Annotated in this window: 29 protein-coding genes; 13 read left to right on the top strand and 16 right to left on the bottom strand. The window is 65.0% G+C overall.

From position 1 onward, the window contains the following. Window positions 1–53: 53 nt before the first annotated feature. From ACO055_RS00295 to hisG, 5 genes are all read right to left on the bottom strand, one after another. Complete coding sequence (locus tag ACO055_RS00295; protein WP_422060626.1) at window positions 54–2171, bottom strand: sodium-translocating pyrophosphatase; 2118 nt, start codon at window positions 2169–2171, stop codon at window positions 54–56. Window positions 2172–2354: 183 nt separating this feature from the next. Next, the gene (gene thiL / locus ACO055_RS00290) at window positions 2355–3287 is read right to left on the bottom strand and encodes a thiamine-phosphate kinase (RefSeq protein ID WP_422060625.1); all 933 of its coding nucleotides are present in this window, start codon (window positions 3285–3287) and stop codon (window positions 2355–2357) included. Window positions 3288–3444: 157 nt separating this feature from the next. Continuing rightward, window positions 3445–3891, bottom strand: a complete 447-nt coding sequence (nusB, locus tag ACO055_RS00285) for a transcription antitermination factor NusB (RefSeq protein WP_422060624.1) — start codon at window positions 3889–3891, stop codon at window positions 3445–3447. Continuing rightward, window positions 3888–5192, bottom strand: a complete 1305-nt coding sequence (hisD, locus tag ACO055_RS00280; RefSeq protein WP_422060623.1) for a histidinol dehydrogenase — start codon at window positions 5190–5192, stop codon at window positions 3888–3890. Before hisD ends, nusB begins: the two co-directional genes overlap by 4 nt. Beyond that, window positions 5179–5835: an ATP phosphoribosyltransferase gene (gene hisG / locus ACO055_RS00275; RefSeq protein WP_422060622.1), complete on the bottom strand. Its 657-nt coding sequence runs from the start codon at window positions 5833–5835 to the stop codon at window positions 5179–5181. Before hisG ends, hisD begins: the two co-directional genes overlap by 14 nt. 38 nt (window positions 5836–5873) lie before the next feature. Here hisG and ACO055_RS00270 point away from each other — a divergent pair, with 38 nt between their 5' ends. Continuing rightward, window positions 5874–6956 (top strand): DUF2332 domain-containing protein, encoded by a 1083-nt coding sequence (locus ACO055_RS00270; protein WP_422060621.1) that lies wholly within the window; start codon window positions 5874–5876, stop codon window positions 6954–6956. Here ACO055_RS00270 and ACO055_RS00265 read toward each other — a convergent pair. Further along, window positions 6953–7435 (bottom strand): DUF1465 family protein, encoded by a 483-nt coding sequence (locus ACO055_RS00265; protein ID WP_422060620.1) that lies wholly within the window; start codon window positions 7433–7435, stop codon window positions 6953–6955. The genes ACO055_RS00270 and ACO055_RS00265 overlap by 4 nt on opposite strands. Before the next feature lie 85 nt (window positions 7436–7520). Then, window positions 7521–7718 carry a YdcH family protein gene (locus tag ACO055_RS00260; RefSeq protein WP_422060619.1) on the bottom strand — a complete coding sequence of 66 codons (198 nt, stop codon included), beginning with the start codon at window positions 7716–7718 and terminating at the stop codon, window positions 7521–7523. A gap of 126 nt (window positions 7719–7844) precedes the next feature. Between ACO055_RS00260 and ACO055_RS00255 the strand changes: the two genes are divergently transcribed. Continuing rightward, the gene (locus ACO055_RS00255) at window positions 7845–8003 is read left to right on the top strand and encodes a YdcH family protein (RefSeq protein WP_422060618.1); all 159 of its coding nucleotides are present in this window, start codon (window positions 7845–7847) and stop codon (window positions 8001–8003) included. A 52-nt stretch (window positions 8004–8055) separates the two neighbouring features. Here ACO055_RS00255 and ACO055_RS00250 read toward each other — a convergent pair whose 3' ends face one another. The 4 genes from ACO055_RS00250 to ACO055_RS00235 all read right to left on the bottom strand — a co-directional run bounded on the left by ACO055_RS00250 (window position 8056) and on the right by ACO055_RS00235 (window position 10620). Next, window positions 8056–8430, bottom strand: coding sequence for a PilZ domain-containing protein (locus ACO055_RS00250; RefSeq protein WP_422060617.1), 375 nt, complete (start codon window positions 8428–8430; stop codon window positions 8056–8058). A 134-nt stretch (window positions 8431–8564) separates the two neighbouring features. Beyond that, a complete protein-coding gene (dksA, locus tag ACO055_RS00245; protein ID WP_422060616.1) occupies window positions 8565–9026 on the bottom strand; it encodes an RNA polymerase-binding protein DksA in 462 nt (153 codons plus the stop codon). Window positions 9027–9366: 340 nt separating this feature from the next. Beyond that, window positions 9367–9705 carry a hypothetical protein gene (locus ACO055_RS00240; protein ID WP_422060615.1) on the bottom strand — a complete coding sequence of 113 codons (339 nt, stop codon included), beginning with the start codon at window positions 9703–9705 and terminating at the stop codon, window positions 9367–9369. A gap of 27 nt (window positions 9706–9732) precedes the next feature. Beyond that, window positions 9733–10620 carry a hypothetical protein gene (locus ACO055_RS00235; protein WP_422060614.1) on the bottom strand — a complete coding sequence of 296 codons (888 nt, stop codon included), beginning with the start codon at window positions 10618–10620 and terminating at the stop codon, window positions 9733–9735. 194 nt (window positions 10621–10814) lie between these two features. Here ACO055_RS00235 and ACO055_RS00230 point away from each other — a divergent pair, with 194 nt between their 5' ends. The 5 genes from ACO055_RS00230 (at window position 10815) to ACO055_RS00210 (ending at window position 15089) form a co-directional block, all read left to right on the top strand. Next, window positions 10815–11213, top strand: coding sequence for an ArsR/SmtB family transcription factor (locus ACO055_RS00230; RefSeq protein ID WP_422060613.1), 399 nt, complete (start codon window positions 10815–10817; stop codon window positions 11211–11213). After that, entirely contained in the window at window positions 11210–11671 is a 462-nt protein-coding gene (locus ACO055_RS00225) for an SRPBCC family protein (RefSeq protein ID WP_422060612.1), read from the top strand. Before ACO055_RS00230 ends, ACO055_RS00225 begins: the two co-directional genes overlap by 4 nt. Window positions 11672–11837: 166 nt before the next feature. Next, on the top strand, window positions 11838–13112 hold the full coding sequence (serS, locus tag ACO055_RS00220) for a serine--tRNA ligase (RefSeq protein WP_422060611.1): 1275 nt from the start codon (window positions 11838–11840) through the stop codon (window positions 13110–13112). A gap of 117 nt (window positions 13113–13229) precedes the next feature. After that, a complete protein-coding gene (gene surE, locus ACO055_RS00215; RefSeq protein WP_422060610.1) occupies window positions 13230–14000 on the top strand; it encodes a 5'/3'-nucleotidase SurE in 771 nt (256 codons plus the stop codon). A 33-nt stretch (window positions 14001–14033) separates the two neighbouring features. Further along, window positions 14034–15089: a potassium channel family protein gene (locus tag ACO055_RS00210; protein ID WP_422060609.1), complete on the top strand. Its 1056-nt coding sequence runs from the start codon at window positions 14034–14036 to the stop codon at window positions 15087–15089. A gap of 15 nt (window positions 15090–15104) precedes the next feature. Here ACO055_RS00210 and ACO055_RS00205 read toward each other — a convergent pair whose 3' ends face one another. Further along, window positions 15105–15437: a DUF423 domain-containing protein gene (locus ACO055_RS00205; protein ID WP_422060608.1), complete on the bottom strand. Its 333-nt coding sequence runs from the start codon at window positions 15435–15437 to the stop codon at window positions 15105–15107. A 74-nt stretch (window positions 15438–15511) separates the two neighbouring features. Here ACO055_RS00205 and ACO055_RS00200 point away from each other — a divergent pair, with 74 nt between their 5' ends. From ACO055_RS00200 to ACO055_RS00190, 3 genes are all read left to right on the top strand, one after another. Beyond that, window positions 15512–16219, top strand: coding sequence for an alpha/beta hydrolase (locus ACO055_RS00200; RefSeq protein ID WP_422060607.1), 708 nt, complete (start codon window positions 15512–15514; stop codon window positions 16217–16219). A gap of 165 nt (window positions 16220–16384) precedes the next feature. Next, window positions 16385–17752, top strand: coding sequence for a 30S ribosomal protein S12 methylthiotransferase RimO (rimO, locus tag ACO055_RS00195; RefSeq protein ID WP_422060606.1), 1368 nt, complete (start codon window positions 16385–16387; stop codon window positions 17750–17752). Window positions 17753–18104: 352 nt separating this feature from the next. Next, complete coding sequence (locus tag ACO055_RS00190; RefSeq protein ID WP_422060605.1) at window positions 18105–19583, top strand: DUF4403 family protein; 1479 nt, start codon at window positions 18105–18107, stop codon at window positions 19581–19583. On the opposite strand, the gene ACO055_RS00185 is transcribed toward ACO055_RS00190, so the two are convergent. Both ACO055_RS00185 and ACO055_RS00180 read right to left on the bottom strand, forming a co-directional pair. After that, window positions 19584–20597 carry an inorganic phosphate transporter gene (locus tag ACO055_RS00185; RefSeq protein WP_422060604.1) on the bottom strand — a complete coding sequence of 338 codons (1014 nt, stop codon included), beginning with the start codon at window positions 20595–20597 and terminating at the stop codon, window positions 19584–19586. It abuts the gene before it with no gap. 15 nt (window positions 20598–20612) lie between these two features. Further along, complete coding sequence (locus ACO055_RS00180; RefSeq protein ID WP_422060603.1) at window positions 20613–21737, bottom strand: DUF47 family protein; 1125 nt, start codon at window positions 21735–21737, stop codon at window positions 20613–20615. Between the two features lie 187 nt (window positions 21738–21924). Between ACO055_RS00180 and ACO055_RS00175 the strand changes: the two genes are divergently transcribed. After that, the gene (locus ACO055_RS00175) at window positions 21925–23442 is read left to right on the top strand and encodes a flavin-containing monooxygenase (RefSeq protein ID WP_422060602.1); all 1518 of its coding nucleotides are present in this window, start codon (window positions 21925–21927) and stop codon (window positions 23440–23442) included. Here the strand turns inward: ACO055_RS00175 and ACO055_RS00170 are convergent, their stop codons facing one another. Together ACO055_RS00170 and ACO055_RS00165 are read right to left on the bottom strand one after the other, a co-directional pair. Continuing rightward, window positions 23443–23625, bottom strand: coding sequence for a DUF3008 family protein (locus ACO055_RS00170; protein ID WP_422060600.1), 183 nt, complete (start codon window positions 23623–23625; stop codon window positions 23443–23445). A 14-nt stretch (window positions 23626–23639) separates the two neighbouring features. Then, a complete protein-coding gene (locus ACO055_RS00165; protein WP_422060599.1) occupies window positions 23640–24461 on the bottom strand; it encodes a DUF4163 domain-containing protein in 822 nt (273 codons plus the stop codon). 55 nt (window positions 24462–24516) lie between these two features. Here ACO055_RS00165 and ACO055_RS00160 point away from each other — a divergent pair, with 55 nt between their 5' ends. Continuing rightward, window positions 24517–25929, top strand: coding sequence for a leucyl aminopeptidase family protein (locus ACO055_RS00160; protein ID WP_422060598.1), 1413 nt, complete (start codon window positions 24517–24519; stop codon window positions 25927–25929). A 75-nt stretch (window positions 25930–26004) separates the two neighbouring features. Continuing rightward, a complete protein-coding gene (locus ACO055_RS00155) occupies window positions 26005–26949 on the top strand; it encodes an NlpC/P60 family protein (RefSeq protein WP_422060597.1) in 945 nt (314 codons plus the stop codon). Window positions 26950–26952 lie beyond the last annotated feature (3 nt).

Raw genomic sequence — 26952 nt, 5'->3', positions numbered from 1 at the left:
GGCCCCGCCGGATCGTTCCGGCGGGGCCCTTTTGTGCCCGCAGGCGGCGGTCTTTACAGCGCGCCCTTGGCCAGCGCCGCGAGGAGCAGGATCGCCACGATGTTGGTGATCTTGATCATCGGGTTGACCGCCGGACCCGCGGTATCCTTGTACGGATCGCCAACGGTGTCGCCGGTCACCGCGGCCTTGTGGGCCTCGCTGCCCTTGCCGCCGTGGTTGCCGTCTTCGATATATTTCTTGGCATTGTCCCATGCGCCGCCACCCGAGGTCATCGAGATCGCGACGAACAGCCCGCCGACGATCACGCCGAGCAGCAGGGCACCGAGCGCTTCGAGCGCCTGGGCCGTACCCGCGACGCTGCGGATCACCAGGAACACCACGATCGGTGCGAGTACCGGCAACAGCGACGGGATGATCATTTCCTTGATCGCCGCCTTGGTGACCAGGTCGACCGTGCGCGCATAGTCGGGCTTCGACTCATAGGTCATGATGCCAGGGTTGTTCTTGAACTGGTCGCGAACATCCTTGACGACCTCGCCCGCCGCGCGGCCCACGGCGGTCATGCCGAACGCACCGAACAGGTACGGCAGCAGGGCGCCGAGCAGCAGCCCGACGATGACATAGGGTGACGACAACGAGAAAGTCAGCGGCTCGGTCAGACCGAGCTTGGCCGAATATTCGGTGATGTCCGCCGTATAGGTGCCGAACAGCACCAGCGCCGCCAGACCCGCCGAACCAATGGCATAACCCTTGGTAACGGCCTTGGTCGTGTTGCCCACCGCGTCGAGAAGATCGGTCTTTTCACGAACCGAATCGTCGAGGCCCGCCATTTCGGCGATGCCACCGGCATTGTCGGTGACCGGACCATAAGCGTCGAGCGCCACGACCATTCCCGCGAGCGCGAGCATTGCGGTCGCCGCAAAGGCGATGCCGACAATCCCGGCGATCTGGAACGCGGCGATGATGCCGGCACAGATCACGAGCGTCGGCAGCGCGGTCGATTCCAGGCTGATCGCCAGACCCTGGATGACGTTGGTACCATGGCCCGTTTCCGACGCCTTGGCGATCGACCGCACCGGGCGATAATTGGTGCCGGTGTAATATTCGGTGATCCAGATGATCAGGCCGGTGATGACGAGACCGAGCAGCGAACAATAGAACAGGTCCCAACCGTTGAACGCCTGGCCGGTCACCGCGGTATCCATGTCGCCTTTCAGCACATAGCTGGTCGCAAACCAGATCGCCGGGACCGAGAGGACCGCGGTGACGAGGAAGCCCTTGTACATCGCACCCATGACATTCTTGCCGCCGCCGAGGCGGACGAAATAGGTGCCGATGATCGAGGTGATGATGCAGACGCCGCCCATCAGCAGCGGCAGGCTCATCAGCGGCAGAAGCTGGTCGCCCGCGCCCTTCAGCAGCAGCGCGATCAGCACCATCGTGGCGCCGACCGTCACGACATAGGTTTCGAACAGGTCGGCCGCCATGCCGGCGCAGTCGCCGACATTGTCACCCACGTTATCGGCAATCACCGCGGGGTTGCGCGGATCGTCCTCGGGGATTCCGGCCTCGACCTTGCCGACGAGGTCGGCGCCGACGTCGGCAGCCTTGGTGAAGATACCGCCGCCCAGACGCGCGAAGATCGAGATCAGCGAAGCGCCGAACGCCAGCGCGACGAGCGCGTCGACGACGGTGCGGTCGTCACCGCCGACGGTGTAGCCACCGGGGCCGATCAGATACCAGAAGAAGACCGAGATCGCGAGGAGCGCGAGGCCCGCCACCAGCATGCCGGTGATCGCGCCGGCGCGGAACGCCATGGTCAGGCCGGCCTGAAGCCCGGTCTGCGCCGCGGCCGCGGTGCGGACGTTGGCCTTGACCGAGATGTTCATGCCGACGAAGCCGGCGACGCCCGAAAGCACGGCGCCGATGACGAAGCCGATCGCCGAGATCGTGCCGAGGAACACCCCGACGAGAACCGCGACGACGACGCCGACGATGGCGATGGTACGATATTGGCGGCCGAGATAGGCCTTCGCGCCTTCCTGGATGGCGGCGGCGATTTCCTGCATTTTCTCATTACCCGCCGATGCGCCGAGCACCTGCCGCGAGGTAATGAACCCATAGAGCACGGCCAAAAGGCCACACCCTATCGCGATCAAAACCGGATTCATGCGTGACTATTCCTTCCCCATTGAGAAGGGCGAACGCGAAGGATGGCAATCGAACGTCCGACTTATTGATGCCGGCTCGCTCTCTCCCCTGATGCGACCGCCCCAAATTGGACGCCGCGTTATGGGAAGAAAGAAAGCCAAGGGCAAGCCCGGTTTTTCCGCAATTTTCTGCGCTTCCAGGGGTTAATGTGTGAAACCGAGACGCTGCGGCAGTGCGATCCGCTGTGCCTTGTGAATCAGCGTGATCCCCTCGCCCACCCCGGCATGGCCAATGGGTGTGGCGGCAATGTTCAGTCCCGCCGCAATCTCGCGGATGCTGTCCGCCGCGTCCGGATCGGCAGCGAAAAGCAGCTGATAATCGTCGCCGGCGGTCGCCGCAGCGAGCCGCGTGTCGAGCACATCGGGGCGCACGGCGAGCAACGCCGCCGACAGCGGCACCGTCTCGACCATCAGGATGATCTCGCACCCGCTTGCCGCCGCCATACGCTCGGCGTCGATGAGCAGGCCGTCCGAAACGTCCATCATCGCATGGACATGCGGGACGAGCGCCTGCCCAAAGGTCAGCTGCGGTTGCGGGCGGCAATAGGCGGCGAGGCAGGTTTCGTTCGCGTCGATCTCGCCGAGCCGCATGGCCAGGCCGACGCCGGCGTTGCCGATGGTGCCCGTGACCCAGATCTGGTCACCGGGGCGCACGCCGCTGCGCGAGGGAGCGCCGGCCGGGGGCGCCCGGCCGATCGCGGTCAGCCCGAAGCTGCGCGGTGCGCCGCCGGGAATCCCCACGGTGTCACCGCCCAGCAGCGGCACGCCATAGCGGCGGAGCACGGTGTCGAGCCCGGCCACAAACGCCGCATCCCACTCGTCGTCGCCGGCGAGGCTGTACCCCAGCAGCACGCCCAGCGGCACCGCACCCTTGGCGGCAAGGTCGGAGAGATTGACCGCGACCAGCTTCCACGCCACGTCTTGCGGCCGCTCATCGGGAAGGAAATGGACGCCCTCGACGATCATGTCGTGGGTCAGGACGAGGTCGCCAAGCACTGCCGTATCGTCGAAAAGCCCGCGCGCAGCGGGGTCGGTGGCGATGCCACGCAGGCGGGCGATGAAATCGGTTTCGGACATGACGGAAATCGGTATAGGCGCCAACGCCGAAAGAAACATATGATTAGCGTCAGGCTGTGTCCCCGCGAAGGCGGGGACCCGTCACCGGCCCGCCCAAACTTGCACCGTCTGGCGATGGACCGCCGCCTTCGCGGGGGAACATCCGCGTAACTTGCAGCTACTTTCGCACATTCTTCCCGATCGCATCGAGCAGGCCGTTGGCGAACCCTGCTTCGCGTGCGTCGAAGAATGCCTTCGCCACATCGACATATTCGCTCACCACCGCGCCGACCGGCACGTCGCTGCGCGCGATCAGTTCATAGGTGCCGGCGCGCAGGATTGCCTTCATCGTGCGGTCGAGCCGCTCCATCGACCAGCCGCTGGCGAGCCGCGCGATGATCGCGGCGTCGATTTCGGGCAACCGCGCCAGCGTGCCTTTCACGATGTCGTCGAAGAATGGCAGGTCGGCATCGGCATATTCGGCGTCCTCGATGATCGCGCCGATGCGGTGCTGGTGAAATTCGTGGATCAGCTGCGCGACGGGCGTCGCCTCCATCTCGTGCTGATAGAGCGCCTGCACGGCGGCAAGGCGGGCGGCGGAGCGGGATTGGGCGCGTTTGTTCATGGCTTCATCTTCTTCAATCTGTTCTGGACGCTGAGCGCGTGGGCGGGAAGCCCCTCCGCGCCCGCGAGCGCCACGGCAGCGGGGCCAATAGCGGCCAATGCGGATTCGTCCAGCGCCAGGAAGCTGGTGCGCTTCATGAAATCGCTGACCGACAATCCGCTCGAAAAGCGCGCACGGCGTCCGGTCGGGAGGACATGATTGGGACCCGCGACATAATCGCCGATCGCTTCGGGCGTCTGGCGGCCGAGGAAGACCGACCCCGCATGGCGGACCTTGGCAAAGAGCGCATCGGCCTCGTCGGCATCGACCGCGAGTTCGAGATGTTCGGGCGCGAGCCGGTCGCACAGCGCAATGGCGTCGGCCAAGGTCGGCACGACGATGACGGCGCCATTGGCGGCCCAGCTTTCCTGCATCGTGCCGGCGGTCGCGAGTGTCGGAATGATATGCGCGACCGCTGCGGCCACCGCGTCGGCAAAGTCGCCGTCGTCGGTGAACAGGATCGACTGGCTCGTCGGGTCATGCTCGGCCTGGCTGAGCAGGTCGGCGGCAATCACGTGCGGCTCATTCTTGCTGTCGGCAACGACGACGATCTCGCTCGGCCCCGCGACCATGTCGATGCCGACGACGCCATAAACCTGGCGCTTGGCCTCGGCGACCCAGGCATTGCCGGGGCCGGTAACGACGTCGACCGGCGCGATGCGGTCGGTGCCATAGGCAAGCGCGGCAACCGCCTGCGCGCCGCCGATGCGCCAGATTTCGTCGACTCCGCCGATATGCGCTGCGGCCATCACGACCGGATTCGTCTCGCCGCGCGGCGTCGGGGTCATCATCACGATGCGTTCGACCCCGGCGACCTTCGCCGGCAGGATGTTCATCAGCACCGACGAGGGATAAGCGGCGCGCCCGCCCGGAACATAGACCCCCGCTGCATCGACGGCATTCCAGCGCGCGCCGAGCCGCGCGCCAGCGGCGTCGCGATAGTCGCGATCTTCGGGCAGCTGGGCGGCGTGATAGGCGCGAATGCGGTCGGCGGCGAGGTTCAGCGCGTCACGAAGCTCGGGAGTCAGCGCCTCATAGGCCGCGGCGCAGTCTTCTTTCGAGATGCTCCATCCACTCGTGTCGAGATCGAAGCGGTCGAACTTCGCGGTATAATCGGCAAGCGCCGCGTCGCCATCGGCCCGCACGCGCGTAACGATCGCCGCGACGTCGGAGGAAACGTCGGCGGTGCTTTCGCGCCGATCATTGACCAGCGCGTCGAACTCGGCCGCGAAGCCGGGTTCGGAGGCATCAAGCCGTCGCATCGCCCACCGCCTGGCGGAAGCGTTCGACGAGCGCCGGCACCTCGGCCGAGCGCAGCTTGAACGCCGCGCGATTGACGATCAGCCGCGCCGAGACTTCGCTGATGATCTGCTGCTCGGCGAGCGCATTTTCGACGAGCGTGCGCCCGGTCGAAACCAGATCGACGATATGCGATGCAAGCCCCAGCTTCGGCGCAATCTCCATCGCGCCGTTGAGCTTGATGCACTCGGCCTGGATCCCCTGCCCCTCGAACCAGCGGCGCGTCGTCGCGGGATATTTGGTTGCGACGCGAATGTGACTTTCTCCGATACCGGGAGGAGCGCTGTCCGCCGGGCCCGCGAGCGACAGCCGGCAATGGCCGATGCCAAGGTCGACGGGCGCATAAAGCTCCGAATAGTCGAACTCGTCGACGACGTCCGACCCGACGATGCCGAGCTGCGCCGCGCCATGCGCAACGAAGGTTGCCACGTCGAAGGCGCGGACGCGGATCAGCGAGACGTGCGGCTGGTTCGTCGCAAAGACGAGCGCGCGGCTGCTCTTGTCGAAGAAGTCCGCGGCAGGCTCGATGCCGACCCGCGCAAGCAGCGGCAGCGCCTCGTCGAGGATGCGCCCTTTCGGGATGGCAAAGATGATCGGTTCGGGCATAAGCGCCGTGCCTTTAAGCGGCGACGGGAGAAAGGGCAATGAGCGAGCGCTATCAGCCGATGGAACTGGGCGATACGGGAAAGGACGCGGTTCGCGCCGCCTTTGCCAACCAGGTCCTTTATTGCCGCGCCAACGATGCGCCGGTCACGGCGCGGATCGTTGCCGCGCTCGCGACACTGCTCGACAAGCCTGCGACCGAATTCGCGCGCCGGATTGCGGCATGGGAAGGCGCGCCGCTGGCCGATGCGCTGCCGCTGCGCGCCGCCGGGGGCCTCCACGCGCTCCATCTGGCGGGCGCTGCGCCCGGGCTCGCCCCCCTTTATGCCGACGCCGAGGACATCAATGACGCCGCTGTCGTCGCCGGGGTGGTCGCGGGCCATGAGGGCGAGCTTCTGCCCTGGCTCGACGGGCCGCCGCAAACCAACGAGGCGGGCCGCTCGTCGAATTTCATCGCCGCGATGCTGTGGCTGACCGAACAGGGGTTGCCGCCGCATTTCGAGTGCCTCGAGATCGGGTCGAGCGCGGGGATCAACCTGATGCTCGATCGCTATCATTATGATCTGGGCGGCGTGCAGGTCGGTCCCGATCCGGGCGCGATGGCCTTTACGCCCGAGTGGCGCGGCGACCATCCGCCGCAGCACCCTATCGATTTCGCGGACCTCAAGGGCTGCGACGTCGGGCCGGTCGACCTGACCGATCCGGCGCAGGCGTTGCGGCTGAAAGCCTATATCTGGCCCGAGCATGGCGTGCGCTTTCAGCGCATGGAGGCCGCGATCGCCGCGGCGCACGCCAGGAAACCGAACCTCGTCCGCGCCAATGCCGCCGATTTCGTCGAGGCCGAACTGAAAAAGCCGCAGGCCAAGGGGACGACGCGCGTGCTGATGCATTCGATCGTCTGGCAATATGTTCCCGAGGACCAACAGATGCGCGTCACCGCTGCGATGGAAGACGCCGGGGCCGAGGCGACCCCCGACCGGCCGCTCGCGTGGATCGCGCTCGAAGCGAACCGGACGGTGCACAGCCACGAACTGATCGTGCGATACTGGCCCGGCGGCGAAGCGTCGAAGATGCTGGGCCGCGCGCATGCCCATGGCGCGTGGGTGGAGTGGCTCGCGACCTAAAGCCGCGCTTCCAGCCGCGCGAGCAGTTGCTGCACCGGCGCCACCGCGGCCGGCGACGCCCATCCCGCCTCGATCACGGCGATCCGCTCGAACAATCGCTCGCTGGCCGCGACGATACGGCGCAGCGGCGCGTCGAAGCGCGCGCAAACGTCCCAATCGACCGCAACCGGTTCACCGATGCGCGCCGCGCTGTCGTTCGGCCCTGCAAAAGGATCGCCCGCAATCATCGCGCGGCGATGGAGCAGCCACGCAATGATGTGCATCAGCCGCGTTGTGGTCTTCAGCGATTCGCACGCCAGGCTGACCTGCAGCAACGCATCGCCGTGCACGCGGCCGCCCTCGATCGAACCCAGGTCGCGCTGCGCGGCAAAGGCGGCGTGCGCTTCGTCGGCAAGAAGCATCGCCTCGACATAGAGATTTTCGACCTGCGCCCGCTGGACCGGCAAGCCGATCGCCACGCCATCTGTTTGCCCCGCCATCATGCGCGAAGAGATGCCACGACCAGCGCCGAAACCGCAACGGCGGTAACCATGAAATCCTGCGATGCGGCCGTCCCGTTTTGAATCAGGCGATAATGTCGGGAATCATCTGGTCTTCGCACCAGGCGATCTCGTCGCGCAGGCGAAGTTTGCGCTTTTTCATCCGCGCGAGCTGCAACTGGTCGGGGATCGCATTCTCGCCAAGCGCGATGATCGCGGCATCGAGATCGCGATGCTCGAGGCGCAACAGTTCCAGACGCTGGGTGATTTCTTCGGGGTTCACGCCCCGCCTCCTGCCACGATCACGGTCCGTCCGCAACGGGGACCGGCTGGCCGAATCGTCACGACATCGGGGGCGATTCGTGATTTACTCGGTGCTGCCAACATGAGTCGAAAAGGAGAATGGCCTATGAGCATGTCGCACCTTTCCGCCCTGAAGTCCCGCCACGCGGACCTTGACGAGAAAATTGCGAGTGAAGAGCGCCGCCCCAGCCCCGATACGGCGCTAGTGGCGCAGATGAAAAAGCAGAAATTGCGAATCAAGGAAGAAATGGCCGCGACCGCCTGATCGTCGCACGACCGCTACCGCCCCCGCTGACGCCACTCCGAACAGGAGCGCCTCAGCGCCGGCGGTAGAGAGGTCCCTTGTTCAGTGCCGCGATATGCGCCGGCACTTCGGTCTTCTGGACAATCTGACGACGCACCGCCTGCGGATCGACCGCATGATCGAACGCGATGCCGAACTTTCCGTCGCCGACCCAGACAACGCGTCCCGGCACAAAGCCGACGTTGCGCAGCTCGACCTCGACCGTCGCGCCCTGCACCAGCCCGCGCACCTTGGCTTCGGCGAGCATCCCGCCCGCCGACAGGTTGCGCACACGGACGGTCACCGGGACCGATTGGCCCGGAATGACGATATTCGCCTGCATGAACAGGCTGTCGCGATCGGTGCTGCGCGACAGCGCTGCCACTTCTTCGTCGACTGATGTCGGCACGCGCGATTCCATTGCGACCCGTTCCCCGCGTTATTGTCTGGGCGGCAAGCCTAGACCCCAGCCCTTGCGGAAACGTAAATAGAGAAGCGCTTCTGTCCCGGCGCGGAGCAGTTCGCTCCAGCCGTCGCGCGATTTCAGTCCTCGCGCGAGATGCGTTCGTTCCGCTCGTGGCGTTCCTGCGCTTCCAGCGTCATCGTCGCGATCGGGCGCGCCTGGAGCCGCGCGAGCGAGATCGGCTCGCCGGTCACCGCGCAATAGCCATATTCGCCCTCGTCGATGCGGCGGATCGCCGAATCGATCTTGGCGATCAGCTTGCGCTGGCGGTCGCGGGTCCGCAGTTCGATCGCCCAGTCGGTCTCGCTCGACGCGCGGTCGGCCAGATCGGGCTCGCGCAGCGGCCCGTCCTGCAGATGGGCCAATGTCGATTCGGACTCGGACAGGATCGACTTCTTCCAGGCGAGCAGCAGGCCGCGGAAATATTCCTGCTGCCGCTCGTTCATAAATGCTTCGTCGTCGCTCGGGACATAGTCCGAATCGAGGTTGGATTTGGCTTCACGGAGCGCGTCGGCGCCAACGTCGGCAATCTGGGTTGGCATAAAAGACTTCTCGCGTCCTTTCCTGTCACCTCGCCGCCCGGAACGAACGGACCAGGGGAATGCGCCGGGCCTATAGCCAGCCGCAAAGGCCGACACAAGCACCGAAGGCAGCGGCTAGTCGCAATGGCGTGAAGCAAAGCTGAACCGCGCGTCCTGCGGCCGCCCTTTCGCGTGATCCCGGTCGCACTTCGCTCCCCGCCGGCCACATGCGCGTTTAACCATTGGGACCGAAGTGGAGGCATTTACGTACTGATTTGGGACAGTTACGCGGTTTTTTGTTGATTCTGGCCACCTTTTCCCGATCACGGACAGGCAAACGCAGTTAACGCAATGGACGCGTTCACAAAGCTTTGGCCTTTAGGTCATAGCGGGAGGTGCAACAGGACGCCCCTGTCGCGCCTGCAACGGGAAAGAAAGAGAAACATATGTCTGTGCGGATGGCCCTCGCCAAGCTTTGTGCCTGCACCTGCGGCGGCGCGTTGATCGGTAGCGGTGCGATGCAGATCGCCGACGTGCCCGCGGCCGCGCAGGTTCGGAAAGCGAAATCCTGCACGCCCTGCGCGACCAAGAAGGTCGTGCGCAAGCGCCATGCAGCGCGCAAGCCGGTGAAGCGCATCCGCCGTGTCGTCACGACGAAGCGCATCATCCGCACCGTGACCCCGCAGACACAGGTCGTCACGCAGACGATTCCCCTGCCCCCGATCCCTTATGCACCCTTTCCGCAGCGCGGCTGGGAAGGCGGCGGCGGCAGCGGCGGCGGCGTGACGGTGGTCGGCGGCGGCTTTGGCGGCGGTTTCGGCGGCGGCTTCTTCGGCGGCTTCTTTGGCGGTAGCTCGGGCGGCGGCGGCGGCAGCGTCGTGGTCACCTCGACGACCACCGGCGGCCTCAGCTCGACGACCAGCTCGACCTCGGGCGGCGTATCGACCTCCACGGGCGGCGTATCCACGTCGACCTCGACCGGTGGCGTTTCCACCTCGACGGGCGGTGTTTCGACCTCCACCGGCGGCGTGAGCACATCGACGGGCGGCGTTTCGACCTCGACCGGAGGCGTCAGCACGTCTTCGGGGAATGTCTCGACCTCGTCGGGCAACGTCAGCACTTCGTCGGGCAACGTGTCGACCTCGACCGGCGGCATCAGCAGCACTTCGTCGAGCAGCAGCTCGTCTTCCTCGTCGTCGTCCTCTTCGTCTTCATCGTCGTCCAGCTCATCCTCGTCGGGTGGCGGCAGCTCGTCCAAGGGCGGTTCGTCGCACGGCAGCTCGGGTTGGGGCAGTTCGTCGAAGGGCGGCTCGTCGCACGGCAGCTCCGGCTGGGGCAGCTCGGGTAGCTCGGGCGGTTCCAGCGGCAGTTCGGGTGGCTCGGGCAGCAGCAGCTCGTCTTCGAGCAGCAGCTCGTCCAGCTCGTCGTCGTCCTCGTCCAGCAGCGGCTCGTCGGGCGCCACCTCTTCGGGAGCGACCAGCACCAGCAGCAGCTTTGGCGGTACCAGCACGAGCAGCGGCGCGTCCTCGTCGTCGAGCAGCAGCTCCTCGTCTTCCAGTTCCTCTTCGTCGTCCAGCTCGGGCGGCAGCAGCAGCCACGGCGGTTCTTCGGGCACTCCGACCCCCGTGCCGGCGCCGCCGATGATGCTGTTGTTCGGTGCCGCCGCCGCCGCGCTCGTCCAGCGCCGCCGCGCCGCGAACCGCAACGACCGGGACGCCGACGCGGCATAAGGGATCCACTGGCGGTCGGGGGGGCTAACCCGGACCACCTAACTGAGGGCCGTCTCCGCAAGGGGGCGGCCCTCTTTTCATGCGGCGCCAAAACAGTTTGCCAATCGGCGTAGTGTTCAATATAGTTCGCCATATGGTGAACCAACAACCTGCCCTCGACTCTGTCTTCCACGCTCTCGCCGACCCGACGCGGCGCGCAGTCGTCAGCCGCCTGCTCAAGGGGGCGGAGGCAGTAAAAACCTTGTCTCAGCCGTTCGAAATGGGCCTGCCCGCCTTTCTCAAGCACCTGATGGTCCTCGAATCCTCGGGGCTGATCCGGACCGAAAAGCAGGGGCGCGTGCGGACCTGTCATATCGAGGCCGGGCGGCTGGCTGCGGCCGAGGACTGGCTCTCGGAGCAGCGCGCCGTCTGGCAGGGCCGCACCGATCGGCTCGCCGCTTTCGTCGAATCGCAACATCCCCAGGAGCCTTCAGCATGACCAACCGGACCGAATTGCATATCTCGCGCCTGATCAAGGCGCCGCCCGCGGCGGTGTGGGACGCGTGGAGTGTCCCCGAAAACCTTGCAAAATGGTGGATTCCTGCGCCGATCGAATGCCGCGTCGACACGCTCGACCTGCGCCCCGGTGGCGGCTTCGTCACGCGGATGCGCGAAGGCGGCGGCGATTTCCAGCCGCATGTCGACGGCTGCTTTCTCGAATCGATCCCCGAAAAGAAGCTCGTGTTCACCACCGTCCTGACCGAAGGCTGGCAGCCGGTCGAACCGTGGCTCGCGATCACCGCGATCCTGACCTTCGAGGCGAAGGACGGCGGCACGCTCTATGCGGCACGCGTCCTCCACAAGACGCCCGAGGACAGCGCCAAGCACAAGGACATGGGCTTTCACGAAGGCTGGGGCACCGCGATCGCTCAGCTCGCAAAGTTGGTGGAACGATAATCCTCCCTGTCGCGCGGCGAGGGGGAGGTGGCAGCGCGAAGCGCTGACGGAGCGGCCAAGGCGCGCCCCTCTACTATCCGCTACGCCGAAGGCCCCCTCCCCACGGCTGTGCCGCAGGGAGGATGAAGGCTTGCGCCATCCGAGCCACAACGCCATAGCGCGGCGCATGCACGATATCCGCCTGATCCGGGACAATCCCGCCGCTTTCGACGCCGGCCTCGCGCGCCGCGGCCTCGAACCTTTGTCCGCGCAGATCGTGGCGGCCGATGCGTCGCTGCGCGCGCTGCAGACCGCGATCCAGGCCTCGCTCGCGCGCCGTAACGAAGCATCGAAGCTGATCGGCCAGGCGATGGCACAGGGCGACAAGGACAAGGCCGAGGCCCTGAAAGCCGAGGTCGCCGACCTCAAGACGTCGCTTCCCGATCAGGAAGCCGCCGAGCGCGACCAGGTCGCCGCGCTGCAGGATATTCTGGCCGCACTCCCCAATATTCCGGCCGACGACGTCCCCGACGGCGCGGATGAGGACGACAATGTCGAGATCGCGCGCTGGGGCACGCCCCGGACCTTCGATTTCGCACCGCAGGAACATGCCGATTTCGCGCCCGCGCTCGGCCTCGATTTCGAGACCGCGGCCAAGATGTCGGGCGCGCGCTTTGCTTTTCTGCGCGGCCAGATGGCGCGGCTCGAACGCGCGCTCGGCCAGTTCATGCTCGACATGCAGACCGGCGAGCCGGGCTACGTCGAATGCGCGACGCCGCTGATGGTGCGCGACGAGGCGGCGTTCGGGACGACGCAGCTGCCGAAATTTCGCGAGGATCTGTTCCAGACCACCGACGGCCGCTGGCTCATCTCGACTTCCGAAATGAGCCTGACCAACGCGGTGCGGGAGGAAATCCTGCCCGAAGCCCGCCTGCCGATCCGCATGACCGCGCTCACGCCCTGCTTCCGTTCCGAGGCCGGTTCGGCGGGACGCGACACGCGCGGCTATATCCGCCAGCATCAATTCTGGAAGGTCGAGCTGGTCTCGATCGTCCGCCCCGAAGACAGCGACGCAGAACTCGAACGCAAGACAAGAGCGGCCGAGAAGATATTGGAAGCTCTCGATCTTCCGTATCGCAAGATGCTGCTGTGCAGCGGCGATATGGGCTTCGCGGCGCGCCGGACCTATGATCTGGAGGTCTGGCTGCCCGGCCAGAATGCGTACCGCGAGATTTCGAGCTGCTCGAACTGCGCCGACTTCCAGGCGCGGCGAATGAACACGCGTTTCCGCCGCGAGGATGCGAAGGGCAATGAATTCGTCCACACCCTCAACGGCTCGGGCCTTGCCGTCGGGCGCACGTTGGTCGCGATCCTGGAAAATTACCAGCGGGCCGACGGCAGCGTCGATATTCCCGCGGCGCTGCTGCCCTATATGGGCGGGATCACCCGGCTGACGCCTTAATTCGTCATTGCGAGCGCAGCGAAGCAATCTCCAGCCTTCGAGCAAGCGCGACATTCTTGCTGGAGATTGCTTCGTCGCTGCGCTCCTCGCAATGACGCCGAATTTGGGACAAGAGTCATGCGCATCCTCCTCACCAACGACGACGGCTATCACGCCCCCGGCCTGGCCGTGCTCGAAGCGATCGCGCGCCAGCTTTCGGACGATATCTGGGTCTGCGCTCCCGCCGAGGAACAGTCGGGCGCCGGCCATTCGCTCACGCTCTCGCGCCCCGTGCGTATCCGCCAGCACGACGAGCGGCGCTGGTCGTGCAGCGGAACGCCGACCGATTCGGTCATGATGGCGATCGGCAAGCTGATGCCCGACAAGCCCGATCTGATCCTCTCGGGCGTCAACCGCGGCGCGAACCTCGGCGACGACATCACCTATTCGGGTACCGTCTCGGCGGCAATCGAGGGCGCACTCGCAGGCATCCGTTCGATCGCGCTCAGCCAGGTCTATGCCCGTGAAGGCATGGGCGACAATGTGCCGTTCGAGGCGGCCGAAGCCTGGGGCGCCAGGGTACTGCGTCCGCTGCTCGATATCGACACGCCGCCGCGCACGCTGATCAACGTCAATTTCCCCGCCATCCCCGCTGCCGAGGTGCAGGGCATCCGCGTGACGCGTCAGGGCTTCCACGATTATGGCCGCGGCTCGATTGTCGAGGGCACCGATCCGCGCGGATACCGCTATTACTGGTTCGGGCTGCACGGGATCGAACACAGCGTCGGTCACGACAGCGACCTTGAGGCGATCGAGGACAGCCATATTTCGGTGACGCCGCTGCACCTCGACCTGACCCATGACGCATCGCTCGCGGCGCTGCGCGGAGCGTATGGCTCAGCGGACTAGCCTTCACCCCCGGGCTTTGGCACAAGAGCCGCAATGAACCGCAAACCGAACGACAAGCTGAAGCTGCAACACCGGTTCCAGCCGCTCAGGCGCGCGAGCAAGTGGCCGATCTGGGCCGATCTGACGACGCGGCTGGGCCTGGCGTTTCTGCTGGTCGCCATCGTCGTGCTCGTCCACTGGATCGACCGCGCCGGGCTGAAAGACACGCACGACGGCCACATCAGCTTTCTCGACGTCGTCTATTTCACGATGATATCGGTCACCACGACCGGCTTCGGCGACATCGCGCCGGTGTCCGACCGGTCGCGGCTGATCGAGGCGGTCATCGTGACGCCGATCCGCATCGCGGTGCTCTTCATCTTCGTCGGCACCGCGTATCAATTCGCAATCAAGCGCACATGGGAAAAATGGCGTATGGCCCGTATCCAGGCAAAACTCACCGATCATTGCGTCGTGCTGGGCTATGGCACCAGCGGCGCCGAGGCCGTCCGCGAACTGATCGCGCGCGGCACCGATCCCGCGTGCATCGTCGTGATCGACGCCGCGCGAAACCGCATCAACGCCGCAGAGGCCGCGGGCTGCAACGTGATGGAAGGCGACGCGACAAACGACGACACGCTGCTCGACGTGCGGATCGGCGAAGCGCGAACCGTCCTCGTCTCGGCGGGGCGCGACGATACCTCGATCCTGATCGTGCTCACCGTCCGCCATCTGGCACCGCATGTCCCGATCAGCGTCGTCATCCGCACCCAGGACAATGAACTGCTCGCGCGCCAGGCTGGCGCGAACAATGTCATCAACCCGGTCAGTTTCACCGGCCTGCTGCTCGCCGGATCGGCGCAGGGCGCGCATGTCGCCGACTATATGGCCGATCTGGCGGCGGTCGGCGGCAAGGTTCAGCTCAAGGAGCGCCCGGTCAGCGCCGAGGAGATCGGCCGCAGCCTCGACCAGCTCGCAAGCGGCGGCCGCGGGCTGCGCATCTATCGTGGCGGCAAGCCCTATGGCTTCTGGGAAGACGAAGCGCGCAAGCTCGAACCCGGCGACACGATCGTCGAAGTCGTCAACTGCGAGACGTGCGAAGCCGACTAGGGTCCGGACCTTAGGTCAGGCCCCCGTGCGCCAATAAGCGCAGGCAGCCCAGACCCAACCGATGATCAACAGCGTTCCGCCGACCGGCGTGATCGCGCCCAGCCAGTGCGGCGCGCCGAGCGCCATCGCATAGAGGGTGACCGCAAAAATCGCGGCGCCGACCAGCAGCAGGATCGCCTGCCTGCGCGCCACTCCCATGATCGCCAGCGCCGCGACCGCGTGGATCAGCTGATAGGTGCCGCCGGTGCGCAGCCATTCGGCCTCGTGCGGCCCCGCTGCGCCATGCGCGGCGAATGCGCCTGCCGCGACCGCCATTGCCGCCGAAATCGCTGCCAATAAGCCAATCATGCGCGTCCCTTCCCTATCCGCTTGCAAAGCCAGGCCAATGCGCCAAGCTATAGGGCGCAATAAGGGAGAAGGCGATGCCGCGCGACGTTCCGCTTCCTGAAGGGCTAAAGCCGCCGAGCCGCCTCGCGACACTTGGCGAGTTCGCTCTTCCGCTCGACATGCTGCGCTATGGCCTCTCGGGCTATCATCTGATCGGCGCGCCGCGTGGCGACGGACGCCCCGTGGCGCTGCTCCCGGGCTATGGTGCCAGCGAGCTTTCGATGCGGCCGCTGGAGGCGTATCTTCGCCACCTCGGCTATCATGTCCGCGACTGGGGCATGGGCCGCAATCAGGGCCGCGTCGCCGCCGACGTCGATCGTTTCGCCGCGCAAGCCGCTGCATGGGTCCAGGCCGACGGCGCCCCGCTCACCCTGATCGGCTGGAGCCTCGGCGGCGTCATCGCGCGCGAAACGGCGCGGACGTACCCGCACCTGGTCCGCGAAATCATCACCATGGGCACGCCGATCATCGGCGGTCCCAAATATACCGCGCTGGCGCAGCGCTTTGCCGATCGCGACTTCGACGCGATCGAGCGCGAGATCCATGCGCGAAACCTGAAAGGGCTAAGCCAGCCGCTCACCGTCATCTACTCCGACCGGGACGGCATCGTCGGCGCTGATATCGCGGTCGACACCTACAATGCGCAGGCACGGAACATAAAGGTCGACAGCACGCATCTGGGGCTGGGCATCAATCCCAAGGTTTGGCGGATTGTGGCGGATACTTTGGCGGGAAAGTCCTGACCGGGGCTATTTTTCTCTCGTCACCCCGGACTTGATCCGGGGTCCATGACTTCGGCGCTGCGATGAATCCCGGATCAAGTCCGGGATGACGAAGAATGGCACGGGTCACGTCAGCCACTGCACCCGTGACAAACCGCAAAAAATCCCCTATGCGCCCCGCCAATCATGACAGTCAAAACCCTCCCCTCCCAGCCGAAGGTCGGCATGGTTTCGCTCGGCTGCCCCAAGGCGCTGGTCGATAGCGAACGGATTCTCACCAAGCTGCGCGCCGACGGCTACGGCCTGTCGCCCGACTATGCGGGCGCCGATGTTGTGCTCGTCAACACCTGCGGATTCCTCGACTCGGCGAAGGAAGAAAGCCTTGAGGCGATTGGCGAAGCGATGGCGGAAAATGGCCGTGTCATCGTCACCGGCTGCATGGGCAACGAGGCCGAGGTCATTCGCGCCCGCTTCCCCAACGTCCTCGCGGTCACCGGCGCGCATCAATATGAACAGGTCGTCGATGCCGTCCACGACGCCGCGCCGCCGACGCAGGGTCCGTTCGTCGACCTCGTCCCCGAAGGCGGGCTGAAGCTCACGCCCCGCCACTACAGCTATCTGAAGATCTCCGAAGGCTGCAACCACAGCTGCTCGTTCTGCATCATCCCCGACCTGCGCGGCAAACTCGTCAGCCGCCGCATCGATGCGGTGCTGCGCGAGGCCGAAAAGCTTGTCGCCGCGGGGACCAGGGAGCTGCTGGTGATCAGCCAGGACACCTCGGCTTACGGCGTCGACATCCGCCACGATCCGCGCCAGTGGCACGGCCGCGAAGTCCGCGCGCACATGACCGACCTCGCTCGCGAGCTGGGCCAGCTCCAGACGAGCGAAGGCCGCGCCCCGTGGGTGCGCCTCCACTATGTCTATCCCTATCCGCACGTCGACGCGGTGATCCCGCTGATGGCCGAAGGATTGCTGACGCCCTATCTGGATATTCCGTTCCAGCACGCCAGCCCCAGCGTCCTCAAGCGCATGAAGCGCCCGGCGAACGAAGCCAAGGTGCTCGAACGGCTGAAGAACTGGCGCGCCATCGCCCCCGACATCGCGATCCGATCGAGCTTTGTCGTCGGCTTCCCCGGCGAGACCGAAGCGGATTTCCAGTATCTCCTCGACTGGCTCGACGAAGCACAGCTCGACCGCGTCGGCGCCTTCCGCTTCGAACCCGTCGCGGGCGCGCAGGCGAATGCGCTCGATGACCAGGTGCCCGAAGAGCTCAAGGAAGAGCGCTACCAGCGCATCATGGAAAAGACCGCGGCGATCAGCGCCGCCAAACTCGAAGCCAAGATCGGCCGCACGCTGCCCGTGATCATCGACGAAGTCGGCGAGGCCGACGAGGACGGCAGCATCGGCGCCACCGGCCGCTCGCAGGCCGACGCACCCGAAATCGACGGTCATGTCTATCTTCGCGACGTCGCCGCAACGTTGAAGGCCAGCGATATCGTCGACGTCGAGATCGAGGACGCCGACGAGCATGACCTGTTCGGGGCGGTCGTCTAGACGCGCTTCGAAAAATCGCTGTCCTACATTGCGCGGGCGGCATAGCCTTGCGACATGATTTTTGTTCGCCCCCGCAAACAGCGAATTCCGTGTGAAGTTGCGCAGTTTTCTGCGGTTTCGGAATTCGACTTCACGCCCCACTTTCGTCATCCCGGGCTTGATCCGGGATCCATTTCCGACATCGGCGAACGCTGGACCCCGGATCGAGTCCGGGTGACGGGCGTAAGCTGCAAAATGCGATTTCAGAGTGAAGTTGCGCGAATTCCCGACCTTTCAGCGCCGACTTTCTGCGCAAGGAACGCCTTCCCTCTTCCGATGTTATAAAGAACAGATACCGCATCAGGGGCACCACATGCGTCTCATCCAACCGGCCGCCGCCGTCCTATTGCTGGCCCCAGCCCTCGCCGGCTGCGACCGTCAGACCCAGGTCGAAGCGCCGCCGCGCGCGACCGACATAGCTCCGTCCCCAACGCAGAAATCGTTGATCGCGGTCCCGATCAACGCCGATATCACGCCGCTCAAGGCACAGCTTGAACGCGCCGTGCCCAGGATATTGTGGACGATCAACCGCCGCGAAAAGGCGTGCGTCGCGCCGCAACGGGTCAAGGTTTTCGGCAAACGGGTCAAGGTCACGCCTGCGATAGCCTGCACGATCGTCGGACAGGTCACGCGCGGGCCGCTCCGCTTCCGCGGCGAAGGCAATGAAATCGTCATCGACGTGCCGCTCAACGCCCGCATCAATGCGCGCGATGTCGGCGGGGTGTTGAAGGGCGAGACGGCGACCGGATCGGCGCTCGCCCATGCTCGCATTCGCATCGATCTGGCGCCCGACTGGCGCATGCAAGGCAAGGCGCAGATCCGCTATGGCTGGACCAAGGCGCCGGGGATCGACTTCCTGGGCAAGCGCATCACCTTTACCGACGAGGCCGACGCCAAACTGGCTCCGGTCATCCGCGACGTCGAACGCGAAGTGAACCGAGAGATCGGCAAGATCAACATTCGCAATCAGGCCGCCGACATCTGGCGACAGAGCTTTACCGTGCTCGAACTCAACCGTGAAAATCCGCCCGTGTGGATGCGCGTCACGCCGCAACGCATTCTCTATGGCGGCTATCGCCTGAACGGGCAAAAGCTGAACCTCAATCTCGGCATCGAGGGGATCACCGAAACCTTTGTCGCGGGCCGCCCTGCCGCTGCCAAGCCGACCCCGTTGCCGAAGCTGGCGCGTCAGATACCGCGCCCGCATCTCGACATCCGCGTGCCCGTAATTGCCGACTATGCCCAGCTGCAACCGGTGATCGACCGCGCGCTCGCCAAACGTGCAACGCGGCCTTTCGTCCTGCCGAAGCTCGGCGCGATGATGGTCAAGTTCGGCAAGTCGACCGTCTATGGCGCGCCCGGCGGCCGGATTGCAGTCGGGGCCGATGTCGAGGCTCGGCTCGAGGCACGCACCGGCGAGCCGACGCGCGGGCGCATCTGGCTGACTGCGCTGCCGGTCAACGCGCCGGGCTCGGCCGAAGTCCGCTTTACCGAAATCGACATCAACGGCGACACTGACGGTGTCGGCGGCGACCTGATGATCCTGCTCGGCCGCAGCGAAGGCTTTGCGCCACTGATCGCCGACGCGCTGACGCAGAATTTCGCGCGCGACCTCAAAGAGCTGGAAGGCAAGATCAAACGCGCCGTCGATCAGCGGCGCGAAGGCGCCTTCGTCATCCGAACGCGCATCGAAGGGTTCGAGATTGGCGAGATCAAGGCCTATGGCAACGGCCTCTATCTCCCCGCCCGCCTCACCGGCGGAGCGAGCGTCGATTATCGCCCGAAGCGATGATCAGAACAAGCGGGTGATGGCGTAAAAGACTGCCGCAACGGCGGCGCTGGCGGGGATCGTAATGAACCAGGCCGCGACGACATTGCTCGCAACGCCCCAGCGCACCGCGCTCGCGCGCCGCGCAACGCCCGCACCGATGATGCTGCCCGTGATCGTGTGCGTCGTCGATACGGGAATGCCGAGGAGGCTTGCAGTGAAGACCATGATCGACCCGCCGGTCGAGGCGGCGAAGCCCTGATGATGCGACAATTTGGTGATGCGGCCGCCCATTGTCTCGATGATCTTCCACCCGCCCGACAGGGTGCCGAGGCCGATGGCGATATAGCAGGAGATCGCGACCCAGTGCGGCACATGGAATTCGCCGGTCAGGTTGCCGGTCGAATAGAGGAGCACGGTGATCACCCCCATCGTCTTTTGCGCGTCGTTCAACCCGTGGCTCAGCGAATAGGCTGCCGAGGAAAGAAGGTGGAGATGGCGAAAGGTGTTTTCGGCGAATTTGGCGCTCGCCCGGCGCAGCGCCCAGCTGCTGATCAGCATCACCAGCATCGCGAGCAGCATGCCGAGCATGGGCGAGAGGAAGATGGCGATGACCGTCTTGTTGAGCCCGGTCCACTGGATCCCCTCGAAACCGGCATGCGCAACGCCGGCCCCGACGATCCCGCCGACAAGAGCATGGCTCGACGAGGAAGGAATGCCCTTGAGCCAGGTGACGATGTTCCAGAACATGGCCCCGACCAGGGCGCCGAACACGACCGCCGGCGTCACCAGATCCTTGTCGATGATCCCCTTGCCGATCGTTTCGGCAACCTTGTGCAATTCGGGAAAGACGAGCGACAGGAAATAGGCAGCGAAGTTGAAGAAGGCCGCGAAAAGCACCGCCTGTACCGGCCGCAGCAGGCGCGTCGCGACGACGGTCGCGATGCTGTTCGCCGCGTCGTGCAGTCCGTTCAGAAAGTCGAACGCCAGCGCGAGGAGGATCAGGCCGACAAGGAGAGGAAAAGCGAGTTCGTGCATGCTGGGCGCCCCCGCTTACGCGTGGTCGATGACCAGGCCGTCGATTTCGTTTGCGACATCCTCGAAACTGTCGACGACGCGTTCGAGGTGACGGTAAAGTTCGCGTGCGATCAGGAAGCGCGTCGGGTTGGCTTCACCGGTCTCCTTGAACAGGCGCTTCAGGCCCGCCGCGTGGATCTCGTCGGCGTGGCCCTCCATCCGAACGAGCCGCTCGGTCAGTTCGTGCAGACGCGCGCCGTTCGCCGAAATATGGCGCAGCAGCGGCAGGGCCTCGGCCGTGAGCCGCGCGGCGTCGACGATGATGCCGCCAATGTCGCGCATTTCGGGCTCGAATTGTGTGACGTCGTACAGGTCGACCGCGCCCGCGGTCTTCTGCATCTCGTCGATCGCATCGTCCATCGAGGCGATCAGGTCGGTGATCGCGCTGCGGTCGAACGGGGTCAGGAAGGTGCGGCGCACCGTCTGGAGCACTTCGCGGGTGATCGCGTCGGCGTCATGTTCGCGCTCGATGATTTCCTGGACATGGTCGGCCATGCCCTCGCCGCCCTGCAGCATCCGCGCCAGCGCTTCGGAGCCTGCCGTCAATGTGGCGGCGTGCGCCTCGAACAGTTCGAAGAAATTGCCTTGCTTGGGAAGCAGGCGCTGAAACCAGGCAAACATGCGATTGACCCCTGTCTTTTCCGCAACATTATAGACGACGCCCGATCGCCGCGCCGCGGCGCGAAAGCCGCTGTCGCCGAACGAACGGATCATCGCCTGCAAATCGGGCTCATCGACCGAGGCCGCGGCCTGGTCGAGCGTGAACCAGCGCCGTTCGCGCTCGTCCATTTCCTTCCACTCATCGAGTTCTCGCGTCACCGCGAGCGGAAATACCTCGACATTATACATGATGGCAGCGCCATTCGCGCGGCGCTTGCGATATTCGTAAGTGCCGATCGAGGTCGGGCACACCGCGCCAAGTACCCCCGCCTCTTCCTCGGCCTCGACCGCCGCCGAGGCGTGGCGATCCATCCCGGTCAAAGGATTCCCCTTGGGGATCACCCAGCGCCCGGTGCCACGCGAGGTGACGAGCAGGATTTCGGTCGGGCCGTCCTTGCCCGCGCCGCTGAATCGATAAGGAAGAACCGCGATCTGTCGCATGATTTCCGCTTGACTGCCCCCCGACGTGCCCCCCGCGGGGAACGATTGCAAACTCGTGACGCCCCTATGACAATATTGTGACAGCGGCAATGAACTTCGCGGCAGCAGCGCTTTCCGTAAACGTCAATTCGATTGCAAAATGCAACGCGGTGCGTAAGCTGCAGGATAAAGATAATTGGGAGACGAAATGATGGCAGGCACGGCGAGTCCCGTAGACCAGGATGTGCTGATCGTTGGCGCGGGCATTTCGGGCATCGGCATGGCAGTCCATCTTCAGATGTACAGCCCCGACCGGAGTTTCGGCCTCGTCGAGCGTCGCGCCGACCTTGGCGGAACGTGGGACCTGTTCCGGTATCCCGGCATCCGATCGGACAGCGACATGCACACGCTGGGCTTCGTCTTCGAACCTTGGAAGCATGAAAAGACGATCGCCGACGGCCCCGCGATCCTCGAATATCTGAACCGCATCGTCGACGAACGCCATATCCGCGAACGCATCCGTTTCAACCGCAAGGTCGTCGGTGCCGACTGGGATAGCGCGACGGCGCGCTGGACGGTGACGATGGAGGACGACGCGGGCGGCAAGTCGACGACGACGGCGCGCTGGCTATACCTCGGTGCCGGCTATTATGATTATGACTCGCCGTTCGACGCCAATTTTACTGGCCGCGACGATTTTCAGGGGCAGATCTTGCACCCGCAATTCTGGCCCAAGGACCTGGATTATGCGGGCAAGAAGGTCGTGGTGATCGGGTCGGGCGCGACCGCGGTGACCATCGTTCCGGCGATGTCGGACAAAGCGGCGCATGTAACGATGTTGCAGCGTACCCCGACCTGGTTCGCGATCCGCCCTGCCAAGGATGGCATCGCCAATTTCCTGCGCAAGATCCTGCCCGAGGAACTGGCGTACAAGATCACCCGCTACAAGAATGTGAAGATGCAGGACATCGTCTTCCGCAAGGCGCGCGACAAGCCGGAGAAGGTCAAGGAATTCCTCTCGAAGCAGATCAAGAAAAGCCTTGGCGACAAATATGACGCGGCGACCTTCACGCCGCCGTACAACCCTTGGGAACAGCGTCTGTGCCTGATCCCCGACGCCGACTTCTTTGAAGCGATGAAGGCCGACAAGGCGTCGGTCGTCACCGATCATATCGAGCGTTTCGACGCGGGCGGCATCCAGCTGAAGTCGGGCAAGCGCCTCGACGCCGATATCATTGTCACCGCGACCGGGCTCAGCCTTGCGGTCGCGGGCAAGATACCGGTGCGGGTCGATGGCGCTCTCGTCGACTGGAGCGAGCATTATTATTACAAGGCGTGCATGTTCTCGAACGTGCCGAATTTCTCGGCGGTCTTCGGATATCTCAACGCCAGCTGGACGCTCCGCGCCGATATCGTCGCCGAGTTTGTGTGCCGCGTGCTCAACCATATGAACCAGACGGGCACGACCATCGCAAACCCGGCGCTCGCCGATCCCGCAAGCCTGACCGAAGAGAATATTTTCGACTTCTCGTCGGGCTATATCCAGCGGTCGCTGCACATCATGCCGAAGAATGCCGACAAGCTGCCCTGGCGTCTCAACCAGAATTATATCCAGGACCGCATCGACATGAAGACCGGCGCCATCGCCGACGGCGTGCTGACCTTCTCCAACGCGGGCGCGGTGACGAAAGCGGCGCCGGCGGCGGAGCTCGAAGCGGCCGAATAATCAGCCGATGTGTTCGGGCTTGCCCTTGGCCGAGCCCTTCGCAAGGTCCTCAAGTTGCTTCTCGGTCATGCTCGCGGCCATCTGTTTCGACGCGCCCTGAAGCTTCGACTTGGGCGTATCGCCGCGTTTGGCGCTGAGCGCGGCGCCCGCCGCCTTTTGCTGCGCCTTCGATTTGGCGGGCATGGCCTGTTTATCTTTCAGTTGAGCGGCAGGAAATCGCGGGCAAATTCGGGTTTCACCGCGCGCACCAACGCCGAGGTTACGGGAATGTTGATCTTGTAACTCCCCTCGGCGAACGGCCCGACCTCATAAGGTCCGATCGCGACGGTCATCCGGTCGAGATAATGACCGTCCGAAGAGCCGAGCCACACCGTCTGTGCCGACGCGGGCGGACACTTTGCAAAGACGCTGTCCGGCTCGTCGGGGGAGTGGATGCCCTTCGCGGCCTTCGCCTGCTTGATGCGTGCGCAGAAGTCGTCGCGGATCGCCGCGTCGAACGCCTCGCTGCTTGAAAACAGATCGAGCGGTTTCAGCGTGCGCCGCTTGTTACGGTCCCACAGCAAAGTCTCGAAACTCGTCATGCCATGCGCGCCGCCCATATAGGTTTCGATCTCGGCCGAAAGGCTCAGGAACCGCGGCGTGCTGGTGACGCGCAGCCATTTCTGCAGATGGCTGTGCGGATGGTAAGGGAAATTGCCCTTCTCCGCCGCTGCCTTGTCGCGCTCGGCTGCTGCGAGAAGCGCTTCGCGCTTCACCTCGCGGTCAGTGTCGAGATAGTGGGCCAACTCGGGCACTTGCGCCGCTTCGCGCGGATAGGCGTATGCAAATTCGACCAGCGCGCCCGATTCCTTGACGTTCGACGCCGACGCACCCTTGGCCAGAATATCCGCAGCGCCGCCCGGCGGGGCACCCGGAACGGTAGCAGCGGCCGCTCGGTCTGCCTTGGTCGGTTCCGCCTCCGAACAACCGGCAACCAGCAGGAGAGCGACCAGTATCGTACAAGTCTTTGCAAGGATCATCGAACGATAACGCGGGGAATCGACAAAATATCCCTGGCGGCCTAGCACCCTTGGCATGATCGACTATTCCGACCTGATCCAGCCCGACCAGGGGCAGGACGCCCGCGCCATCCACCTCGTCGACAAGGCAAGCTATGACGCGTGGCTGAAAGGGCGCAACGCGCGCGAACGCGCCCATCTCGCCGCAGTCGGTTTCAAACCCGACGCGTTCGTCCACGCGATATTGCCCGGCGATGATCCCGAGCGCTGGTCGGTCGTCACGACTGTCGCGAATGTCGAGGAGTTGTCGGCCTGGTGCCTCGCCAAGCTCGCCCTGATCCTGCCCGACGGTCGCTACCGCGTCGAAGAACGGCAACCGGGCAAGGCACTGTTCGGCTGGCTGAGCGCCCAATATCGCTTCGACGCCTATAAATCGAACCCGCCCGTCAAGGGCCCGCGCGTGCTGTTGACCACCGACGTCGCCGCCATCGCGCCGATGGTCGCCGAAATGCGCGCGACGGCGCTGGTCCGCGACCTGGTCAACACCCCTGCCGCCGACATGGGGCCCGCGGCGATCGAAAAGGCGGCCGAGCGCATCGCCAAAGTGCATGGCGGCAAGATCATCGTGACCAAGGGCGAGGCGCTCGAACAGGGCTATCCGATGATCCACGCGGTCGGACGCGCGGCGGCAAAGCATCATGCCCCGCGGCTGATCGAGATCGAATGGGGGAAGGACAGCCACCCGCGCATCGCGCTCGTCGGCAAAGGGATCAGCTTCGACAGCGGCGGCCTCGACATCAAGCCTGCATCGGGAATGCGGCTGATGAAGAAGGATATGGGCGGCGCGGCGCATGTGCTGGCGCTCGCCGAACTGGTGATGGCGAGCGGATTGCCCGTCCGCCTCCACTGTCTTGTCGCTGCGGCGGAGAATGCGATCTCGGCAGACGCCTTTCGACCCGGTGACGTGCTTAAAAGCCGCAAGGGGCTGACCGTCGAGATCGGCAACACCGATGCCGAGGGCAGGCTCGTGCTCGGCGACGCGCTGACCAAAGCCGGCGAAGGCAAGCCGGACCTGATCATCGATTTCGCGACGCTCACTGGCGCCGCGCGCGTCGCGCTCGGCCCCGACCTGCCCGCCCTCTACGCCAATGACGACACGCTTGCCGACGATTTGTTGAAGGGCGGCATCGAAAATGACGACCCGCTTTGGCGCATGCCTTTGTGGGACGGCTATGCCGATCTGCTCGAAACCGACATCGCCGACCTCGGCAACGCGGGGAGTTCGCCGTTCGCGGGATCGATCACTGCCGCGCTGTTTTTGAAGCGCTTTGTTGCCGACGGAACGCCTTGGGCACATTTCGACACATTTGCCTGGCGGCCGTCAGCAAAGCATGGTCGACCAAAGGGCGGCGCGGCGCTCGGGTTGCGGGCCGCCTGGGCGATGCTTCAGGCACGGTATGACCGACGCAAGAAAGGTGAACGTTCTTGATAAAACAGGGCCCGCTGGTCTAATGCGCCGCGATTGTCCGCCCGGCGCGGAACGAGGTTTATTACAGGACGACAAGTGACAGCGAACAGCGGGGATACTTCGGCGGCAAACCGCGTGCGCATGGGACGCCCCGGCGTCGTTGGCCAAGGCCGCGACCGCTTCGGGCTGAGCGGTACGTCGCAGGCGTTCGATCCGCGCGTCGTGGCGATCCGTCCCGTCCTTGCCGACATCGCGGTGGCGGGCACGCACTTCGCGCCGCACTATGCCGCACCGATGATGATGAGCGGCGTGCTGCCCGCCGCAGCGATGCGCTCGGCGCCCTCGCTCGACGCCGACCAATCGAGCGAGTTGCTGTTCGGCGAAGGCTTCGCGCTGCTCGATCTGACCGGCGGCTGGGCATGGGGCTATAGCCTAGCCGACCATTATGTCGGCTATCTCGCCGCCGAAGCGCTTGGCACGCCCATCGCGCCGACGCACCGGGTCGATATGATCGAAGCGATGCTCCATTCGGACCCCGACGTCGCAAGCGGCGGGCCCGCCGTACTGCCGCGCGGCGCGCTGGTGATGGGCGAGCCCGACGGCGAATGGCTCAGCACGGCGCACGGCTACCTGCCGCTCGCCGCGCTCGCCGAAGTCGGCAGCGAGCATGACGACCCCGCCGCGGTCGCGGAGCAGATGGTCGGCGCCCCCTATTTATGGGGTGGCCGCACCGCAAAGGGCATCGACTGCTCGGGCCTCGTCCAGCTTTCATGGGCGTCTGCCGGAATCCAGCTTCCCCGCGACAGCGACCTTCAGCTTGCATCGCTTGGCGCCGACCGGGATGTTGCCCGGGAGTATCTGGCGCGCGGCGACCTGGTCTTTTTCCCCGGCCATGTCGGGATCATGGCCGACCATGACCATATCGTCCATGCGAGCCGCCAGTGGATGGAAGTGCGCGTCGAGCCGCTCGCCGAAGTGGCAAAACGGTCGGCCGCCAAGGGCAATGACGTCCCGATCAGCGGCACCAAACGACTGCGATAAGCT

The organism is Sphingopyxis sp. (assembly GCF_965227415.1).
GTDB lineage: Bacteria > Pseudomonadota > Alphaproteobacteria > Sphingomonadales > Sphingomonadaceae > Sphingopyxis.
This window is presented reverse-complemented; position numbering and strand designations above follow the sequence as displayed.